This window comes from Actinomyces sp. SKVG-SVH-4(1), assembly GCF_048514265.1.
In the GTDB taxonomy this organism is placed as follows: domain Bacteria; phylum Actinomycetota; class Actinomycetes; order Actinomycetales; family Actinomycetaceae; genus Actinomyces; species Actinomyces oris.
On the sequence record NZ_JBGEVE010000013.1, the window covers coordinates 61,418 to 69,502 of the forward strand.

Annotated in this window: 7 protein-coding genes; all 7 read right to left on the reverse strand. The window is 70.2% G+C overall.

What is annotated here, in order from left to right; all coding sequences use genetic code 11:
- Positions 1-3: 3 nt before the first annotated feature.
- The 7 genes from steA to AB7V09_RS10620 all read right to left on the reverse strand — a co-directional run bounded on the left by steA (position 4) and on the right by AB7V09_RS10620 (position 7,246).
- Positions 4-1,209, reverse strand: a complete 1,206-nt coding sequence (gene steA / locus AB7V09_RS10590) for a putative cytokinetic ring protein SteA (protein WP_043537671.1) — start codon at positions 1,207-1,209, stop codon at positions 4-6.
- A complete protein-coding gene (gene recN, locus AB7V09_RS10595) occupies positions 1,206-3,014 on the reverse strand; it encodes a DNA repair protein RecN (protein ID WP_279013940.1) in 1,809 nt (602 codons plus the stop codon). The genes steA and recN overlap by 4 nt, the downstream gene beginning before the upstream one ends.
- The gene (locus AB7V09_RS10600) at positions 3,011-3,970 is read right to left on the reverse strand and encodes an NAD kinase (protein WP_419143732.1); all 960 of its coding nucleotides are present in this window, start codon (positions 3,968-3,970) and stop codon (positions 3,011-3,013) included. Before AB7V09_RS10600 ends, recN begins: the two co-directional genes overlap by 4 nt.
- Positions 3,971-4,086: 116 nt before the next feature.
- A complete protein-coding gene (locus AB7V09_RS10605; protein WP_419143729.1) occupies positions 4,087-4,959 on the reverse strand; it encodes a TlyA family RNA methyltransferase in 873 nt (290 codons plus the stop codon).
- Position 4,960: 1 nt separating this feature from the next.
- Positions 4,961-5,215, reverse strand: a complete 255-nt coding sequence (locus AB7V09_RS10610) for a hypothetical protein (RefSeq protein WP_419143730.1) — start codon at positions 5,213-5,215, stop codon at positions 4,961-4,963.
- A gap of 85 nt (positions 5,216-5,300) precedes the next feature.
- A complete protein-coding gene (locus tag AB7V09_RS10615; RefSeq protein ID WP_419143731.1) occupies positions 5,301-6,401 on the reverse strand; it encodes an HAD-IIA family hydrolase in 1,101 nt (366 codons plus the stop codon).
- A complete protein-coding gene (locus AB7V09_RS10620) occupies positions 6,398-7,246 on the reverse strand; it encodes a hypothetical protein (RefSeq protein WP_419143733.1) in 849 nt (282 codons plus the stop codon). The genes AB7V09_RS10615 and AB7V09_RS10620 overlap by 4 nt, the downstream gene beginning before the upstream one ends.
- Positions 7,247-8,085 lie beyond the last annotated feature (839 nt).

The window sequence follows — 8,085 nt, forward strand, 5'->3', positions numbered from 1 at the left end:
TCGTTAGACGGTGGGTGAGTTCGGGGCCAGGCCCAGCAGTGAGCGGAAGAAGTTGACGACGTCGTCCCACACGGCGCCGGACAGGCCCAGGAAGGTCTGTCCACCGGGGGTGGACATCAGGGCGATGGCCAGGGCGAAGGTGCCCGCAAGGGCCAGGAACAGCAGCCACCACCCCGAGATACGGGTGCGGTAGAGCTGGGAGACGCCCTTGGCGTCGATGAGACGGCCGCCGACCTTGAGCCGGGTCAGGAAGGTCGAGGACATGCCGGCGCGCCCCTTGTCGAGGAACTCCAGCAGGGTGGCGTGCGTCCCCAGGGCCACAATGATCTCGGCGCCGGCCTCATCAGCCATGAGCATGGCGATGTCCTCACTGGTGCCGGTGGCGGCGAAGACGTGGTGCTCGACCCCGAGCTCCTCGACATGGGCCAGGCCCGGGGCGCGTCCGTCGCGGTAGGCGTGGACGACGATCTCGGCGCCGCAGGTCAGTGCCTTGTCGGATACGGAGTCCATGTCGCCCACGATCAGCGCCGGTTTGAAGCCGGCGTCCAGGACGGCGTCGGCGCCTCCGTCGACACCGATGATGACGGGCTTGTACTCGCGGATGTAGGGCTTGAGCGCCTGCAGGTCCTCCTTGTAGGAGTAACCGCGCACGACCACCAGGACGTGCTTGCCGCTCATCTGCGTGGTCAGCGAGGGCATGCCGACGCCGTTGAGGAGCAGGTCCCATTCCCCGCGCATGTACTCCATGGTGTTGGCGGCGAAGGCCTCCAACTGGACGGACAGGCCCTTCTGAGCCTCCTCCATGGCCTCGGCGACGGTCTGCTTGGTCTGGACCGATCCCTCGGCGATGACCTGCTCCTTGCCCTCGACCCGCACCGAGCCGTCCTCGACGGTGATGCGTTGGCCGTCGTGCAGGCGCATGATGTCGGGGCCCAGGTCGTCCACGAGCGGGATTCCCGCGTCGAGGAGGATTCCGGGGCCGAGGTTGGGGTAGCGCCCGGAGATGGACGGTGAGGCGTTGAGGACCGCCGAGGCGCCGCACTCCACCAGCGCCTCCGCGGCCACCCGATCGAGGTCGGTGTGGTCGATGATGGCGATCTCCCCGGGCTGGAGACGCTTGGTGAGCTTCTTCGTGCGCGCATCGACGCGCACAACACCGCTGGGATGCTCGGAGACGGACGCAGACTTTCTGCGGAAGGGATTCCTCACGGCTCGGATTGTCCCATGACTGCTTCCTGGAGAAGCTCAGCGGCGTGCCGGACCGCGGCCTGGGAGTCCTCGTGCCCGGAGAGCATTCGGGCCAGCTCTCGTTGTCTCTCTTGATCTTCGACGACGAACACCTGTGTGCGGGTGCGCCCCGGCTGGGACTTTCTCACATTCCCTGCGGCCGCCTCTGAGGGGCCGGGACGGGACTCAGGCTCGGTCACGGTCTCCTTGCGTACCACGAGGTGGGTGTCTGCCCAAGCCGCCACCTGCGCCAGGTGGGTGACGACGATGACCTGGTGGTGTCGCGCCAGACGGGCCAGGCGCCTGCCGATCTCCCGGGCGGCCCGGCCTCCCACCCCGGCGTCGATCTCGTCGAAGACGAGGGTGCGGGTGTGGGTCGAGGGGCGAGACAGGGCCGCGGCGTCGGCGAGCACCACCTCCAGGGCGAGCATGATGCGGGACAGCTCGCCTCCGGATGCCCCCTTCCCCAGGGGCAGGGCTGGCGCGCCGGGGTGTGAGACGAGTAAGAGGGCGACGCTCTCAAGGCCGGTGGGCCCGGGCTCATCAAGCCGGTCCAGCTCGACGACGAGCCGAGCGCCCTTCATCTCCAGGCCCTCCAGCTCTGCGGTGACGGCCTGCTCAAGGCGCTCGCCGAGCTGCTGACGCGCCCGGCTCAGCTCGGCACCAACACTGGCCAGCTCCTCGTCAGCGGCGGCCAGGCGCTCGGCCAGGACGGTGGCGGTGTCCTGGGGACCGTCGATCTCGGCCAGGCGCGCGGCGGCGCGCTGGCCCCAGGCCAGGAGGGCGTCGACGTCGTCGAGCTGCTCCTGAGGCCCGCCGATCTCCCGGCACGCGCGGGCGAGCTCTCCGCGGCGGTCCTGTACCTGGGCGAGGCGAGCCGGGTCGGCGCTCAGCGAGGACAGGTACCCGCCCAGCTCGGCGGCGATGTCGGCTGCGTCGATGCCCAGTCGCTGGGTACGCGTGGCCAGCTCGGCCAGGGCGGGGTCCCGGTCGGACTCGGCACTCAGGCTGCGGTGCGCGTAGGCGATGAGGGAGACGACATCGGGCGCCTGCCCGGTGGCGGACTCCTCCCCGCTGAGTGCGGTGCGGGCCCCGGTGGCGGCCCGGCGCAGGTCCTCGGCGTGGTCGAGTCTCTCGGCCTCCGCCGTCAGCTCCCGGTCCTCACCGCTGCGGGGGTCAACCTCCTCCAGGGCCTCGAGCCAGGTGCGCAGCTGGGCGACCTCGACGGCTCGGGCCTGAGCGGATGCCTGCCACTCCTGGAGCTCCTGGTCGGCCTGTCGGCGCGCCTGGTAGGCCCGGGCGTAGCGGCGGCACAGGGCGGCGTGGTCCTGACCACCCAGCGAGTCAAGGGCAGCGCGTTGGGCCGCGGTCGAGCGCAGTCGCAGCTGGTCGGCCTGGCCGTGGACGGAGACCAGCCGGCCGCCGACCTCGCTGAGGACCGAGGCCGGCACGGAGCGCCCTCCCAGGTAGGCGCGGGAGCGTCCGGAGGCGGGGACCGTACGAGAGGCCAGGAGGAGGTCGTCGTCAAGATCACCCCCGGCCTCGACGACACGGGCGGCGACACGCGAGTCCGGGTCAACCAGGAACGCGCCCTCGACCAGGCTGCGCTCAGCACCGGTGCGCACGATGGTGGTCTCGGCCCGCTGCCCCAGCAGCAGCCCGAGCGAGGTGAGCACCATCGTCTTGCCGGCGCCGGTCTCACCGGTCAGGGCGGTCAGGCCGCGGCTGAGGGGAAGATCGGCCTCCTCGATGACACCGAGGTCCTCGATGTGCAAAGACTCGATCACGCTGTCCCTCCCGAGGAGTCCGGCCGGCTTCCGCCGTCGGTGCTCGTGTCGGCGGAGGAGACCATCAGCTGGTGCAGCGCGTCCTCCTCGGGTGAGTAGGCCTCATCGGCGCTGCTGGAGGCCCGCCAGCCCTCCACGGGCAGGTCGAACTTGCGCACCAGGCGGCTGGCGAAGGGGGCCTGGTTGAAACGTGCCAGGCGTACGGGACGCTCCGCCCGGGTGACCCGGATCCTAGCGCCGACCGGCACGTCCAGGCTGCGTCTGCCGTCGCACCAGATCTCGGCGCCTCCGAAGCCCACCCGCTGGACGACGACCTCCATGCAGGAGTTGGGGCCCAGGACCAGGGGGCGGGTGAACAGGGCGTGCGCGGCCACCGGTACTAGGAGGAGCGCCTCGACCTCGGGCCAGATGACGGGTCCCCCGCAGGAGAAGGCGTAGGCGGTCGAGCCGGTGGGGGTGGACATGATGAGGCCGTCGCAGCCGAAGGAGGAGACGGCCTGGCCGTCGACGCCGATGGCGACCTCGATCATGCGGGCGCGGTCGCGCTTCTCCAAGGCGGCCTCGTTGAGTGCCCAGTCGCGTGTGACCGTCCCGTCAGGACAGATGACTTCCACGTCCAGGGTGGTTCGGGTCTCGACCGTGTAGTGGCCGGCGACCAGATCCGCGACGACCTGCTCGATGCCGTCGGGGTCGGCCTCGGCCAGGAAGCCGACGTGGCCGGTATTGATGCCCACCAGGGGGATGTCCCGTTCGCGGGCGATCTCAAAGGCGCGCAGGATCGTGCCGTCGCCGCCGAGCACCAGGACGAGGTCGATGCGGTCGGTGCAGTCCGGGCCGACCGGCTCAACACCTCGGGCGCGCAGTGCCTCCGAGGCCCGGGCCACGGCGCTGGCCGTGGGAGCACTGGGCCTGGGGACGGGGACGGGCTTGTCGTTGAGCTCGCGCTGCAGCAGCATGACACGCGAGATCCTCCGGCCGTGCTGCTCCCTACCCGGCTGCTGCGAGGACCCGTGGAGAGCGGCGGAGTCGGCCGGCCGCGCCGCAGCACTGGTGTCTGAGGGGCTCAGCTTGCTCATGGGTGGTTCCTTGTTCTGCGTCGTCGCGCACCGCCCGCCGCGGGGCCGGCGGCGACGGCGTCCTCGATGTTGGAGCGCAGCGCGTCCCCGTTCAGGTCCCCGGGGCAACCGGCGCGGGAGGCGCGCATGCTCAGGAAGTACTCAACGTTACCGGCCGGTCCTGGCAGAGGGGAGGCGGTCACGGCCTCGACTCCCACACCCAGGGAGTGGGCCCGCTCGGCCACCGTCATGACGGTGGCCACATGGAGCTCTGGGTCGCGCACCACTCCCCCGTGCCCGATCCGGTCCTTGCCCACCTCGAACTGGGGCTTGACCATGAGCAGGAGGTCGGCGTCGTCGGCCGCGGCGCGCAGCAGCGGTTCGAGGACCAGGGTCAGGGAGATGAAGGACAGGTCTCCCACGACGAGCTCCGGGGCGGGGGCGACGACCTCGGGATCCAGTGTGCGGATGTTCGTGCGGTCCAGGGCGGTGACGCGGGGGTCGGAGCGCAGCGACCAGGCCAGCTGGCCGTAGCCGACGTCGACGGCCACGACGTGCTCAGCACCGCGGCGCAGGAGGACGTCGGTGAAGCCGCCGGTCGAGGCGCCGGCGTCCAGGCAGCGGCGTCCCTCGACGCGGGGTGCCAGGCCGCGGCGGCCCAGCGCGTCCAGCGCGCCGGCGAGCTTGTGGGCACCGCGGGAGACGTAGTCGTCTCCGGAGGGCACCAGGATCTCGATGGCCTGGGCCGGGTTGACCTGACGGGCGGGTTTGGTGACGACCTCACCGTCGAGGGTGACGTGACCGTCGGCGATGAGCGTGGCGGCATGGGTGCGGGAGCGGGCCAGCCCGCGGCGCACGAGCTCTGAGTCGATACGGATGAGCCTGGCCATATCAGCCCTCCGCCTTGTGAAGGACGGAAGCGAGGTCCTCGTGAATGGCGGCCAGGGCGGCTGCGCGCTCCTCCAGGGGCATCTGAGCGATCTGGGCGAGCTCATCGGTGTGGTCGTGGAGGCCTTGGGCCGCCGTCAGGGCGATGTCGGCCCGCGGGGGTGCAGGCACCGGCGGCCGATGAGTCGGCCGGTATGCGGAGTCCGCGGTCGCCGGCGTCTCCTCCCCGACGTCGGTTCTCGACTCGTTGCCGCTCATTCCTGACTCCCATCGACATTGCTCGCGTTGACGCTGTGGTTCCTCATCTCCTCCGGTAGGAGCCTCACCGGCCCCGGCCGGGATTTCAGGGCTCAATCACCTCGATCTCGGGCACCTCCAGCGTCGCGGCCTCACCCTGGCGGCCCTGAGCGTCTGCCCAGTCCCAGGCGGCCACGGCCAGCGCCCGGTAGGAGTCCAGGTCGATACGCACCGCACTGCCGTCCGGGGAGGTCACGGCGCCAAAGTCCTGGAGCTCGAGCCGGGAGCCGAGGACTCGGGCACTGCGGTCGCAGACCCTCCACCACATCTGGCCGTCGACCTCGACTCGCACGGGCTCGGGGTGGGGCTCGGTCAGGCCACGCAGGTCGGTGTGGAGGAAGCTGGGACGCTCGGTGGCCGGCGCGCAGACGACGTCTCGCGCGTCGGAGACGCCGGTGAGGACGTGGAGCCCCGGGATCCCGGCGGCCCGGGCCCCGACATGGTCAGTGTTGAGCCGGTCGCCGACCGCCAAGGGCCTGGTACCACCAGCCCGCTTGAGGGCACGCGTGTAGATGCCTGGGAAGGGCTTGCCCCCGGCCAGGGGCTCCTTGCCGGAGGCATGGACGATGGCGGCCACGAGGCTGCCGTTACCCAGGGCGAAGCCCCTCTCGGTGGGCAGGGTCGCATCGAGGTTGGTGGCCACGTGCAGGGCCCCGGCATTGATGGCGTAGACACCCTCGGACAGCAGCGCCCAGTCGACCGCAGGGTCCCAGCCCTGGACGACGGCCACGGGCCCGTCCTGCGCACTGCTGGTCACCTGGAAGCCCTCGTCGAGGAGGGCCTGGCGGACGCCGTCGCCGCCGACGACGAGCACCATGGAGCCCGGTTCGACATGCTCGGTGAGCATGGCGGCCGCGTCCATGGCGGCGCTGAAGACCTCCGACGCCTCGGCAATGATGTCGTTGTCCGCCAGCTTGTCCACGACCGTCTGGGGCGCCCGTGAGGCGTTGTTGGTGACGAATGACAGATGCATTCCGGCCTTGCGGGCGGCGTTGACGTTGTCCGCCGCGTGGGGAACCCGGGCCTGACCGGCGAAGCAGACGCCGTCGAGGTCCAGCAGGGCGACATCGTAGGCAGTGCACAGCGGCTGTTCGCTGCCGAGCAGGGTCGCAGGGGCGGCGGTATCAGGGGCCTGGGGCATGGTCATCGGGGCTCCTCAGAAGCGTTGGTGGAAGGCGTCGGCGCATCCTGCGCATCCTGGAGCAACTCGGCCATCTCGGCCTCGACGCGCTCGGCGAAGGACTGCGACCACTGAGCGTCCTCATCCTGGTCCACAGGCTCGTCGTGCTCCTCGAGGTCCAGTGAGGCCTCGTCCTGAGCCGGCTCTCCAGGAGCCTGTGAGGTCTCGGTCGTCTCGCTCACTGCATCACCGATCGTGTCCCCATCGGAATCCGTGCCGGGCTGAGTGCCGGAACTCTCCGGGGTGCTCTCCTCGTGGGCCTCGGAGTCATAGTCGTCCTCGATGTCGAAGACCTCGACCTCGTCCTCCTCAACCGGCTCTGGACCGATCCGGTCACGGATGGCCTCAGCCTCCCGGTTGCGTCCGAGCTCTGCGAGCCTGTCGGCACGCACAGAGTGCAGGCGTCTGAGGGTGTCGCTGTCGGAGGGACGCGCCCTGATGGCGTCCTCGATGATGAGCAGGCCAAGATCAGTCTGGCCCATGTCGTGGCGAAGACTGGAGACGACCATGGCCAGCTCGGCCCGTTCAATGTCGTCGAGCTGGCGAGGGTCTGCCGCTTGAGCAGCTTGAAGGGCCTTGTCGAGGTTACCCAGCGCTCGCTCGCAGTCGACCTCGATGGCCCGGTGCAGGTCGAGCCCGGACAGGCGCCTGGCGGCCCGAATCTCTCGGAGCGCCTCGCTGTAGTGGCCGGCGAGATATGCCGCGATTCCGGCCGTCTCCCGGACGACGGCCACCCGGCCCGCGTGGGAGGCGGCGTAGCGCGCGTGCTCGTAGGCGGCTTGAGGATCGTCGTTGAGGAGGCGCTGAACCATGACCAGGTGCCGGGCAACGTTCTCAGCGTTAGCACGCCCCAGGGCACGCAGCTCTGCCCTGGCGCCCCGTTCAAGATCAGCCGGCTCGACGTTGTCCGGGACCTTGGGTTCGGGGACGCGCTGACGCTGCGACGGACGACCGCGGCGATCGTCTCGCCTGTCGCGCGAGTCATTCCTCCCGGAGCGGTCGTTGAAACGACCTGGCCTGCGACCATTGCGGTCGCCACGCCTGCTACCGCCCTCACCGTCTCGACGCCGTTCGTCGCGCCAGTCGTCACGGTGCCGTCGATCGCCGCGAGCAGAGTGCTCCCCGCGGTTCGACCGCTGGGAGTGCACCCGAGAGCCGGAGGAATCGTCGTCCTGTCCCGCCCGATCACTGCGACGAGGGCGACCGTCCTCCCCTGTAAAACGGCGACGTGCCCCGAAGCCGTGACGCTCATCGTTGCGGCGACGCCGGCCTGCCTCGCTGTGGTCCGAGCCGTGCTGACGGTCCTGATACGCCATGGTCCTTCTTTCACTCTGGCACTGCCGCCAGTTGCCCTGGTGCTGTCGTTTACCTGGGAGGAGCCTACCTGGGCCGAGGTGCTCAGGCGTAACGGGACTCGGCGACACGTGGTGTGGTGCGTGTCCGAGCTGAGGGCTTCGGAGGGGTGGGCCGTAGCGTTGTGGAGATTCGAGGCGAAGATGAGCGCTCCGGCGGAAAAAGGTTCAGCCCCCTGGGGTTGCTCCTTGTGGAGTCCCGGGGGGCTGAACCTTGTTCAAGTGTGTGCTCGGTGGTGTCCTACTCTCCCGCACCCTGGCGGGTGCAGTACCATCGGCGCTGTCAGGCTTAGCTTCCG

Excerpts from the sequence above, each read along its gene's own strand:
- AB7V09_RS10600 (WP_419143732.1), bottom strand. The coding sequence starts at position 3,970 with ATGCTGCTGCAGCGCGAGCTCAACGACAAGCCCGTCCCCGTCCCCAGG.
- AB7V09_RS10605 (WP_419143729.1), bottom strand. The coding sequence starts at position 4,959 with ATGGCCAGGCTCATCCGTATCGACTCAGAGCTCGTGCGCCGCGGGCTG.
- AB7V09_RS10610 (WP_419143730.1), bottom strand. The coding sequence starts at position 5,215 with ATGAGCGGCAACGAGTCGAGAACCGACGTCGGGGAGGAGACGCCGGCG.
- AB7V09_RS10615 (WP_419143731.1), bottom strand. The coding sequence starts at position 6,401 with ATGACCATGCCCCAGGCCCCTGATACCGCCGCCCCTGCGACCCTGCTC.
- AB7V09_RS10620 (WP_419143733.1), bottom strand. The coding sequence starts at position 7,246 with ATGGTTCAGCGCCTCCTCAACGACGATCCTCAAGCCGCCTACGAGCAC.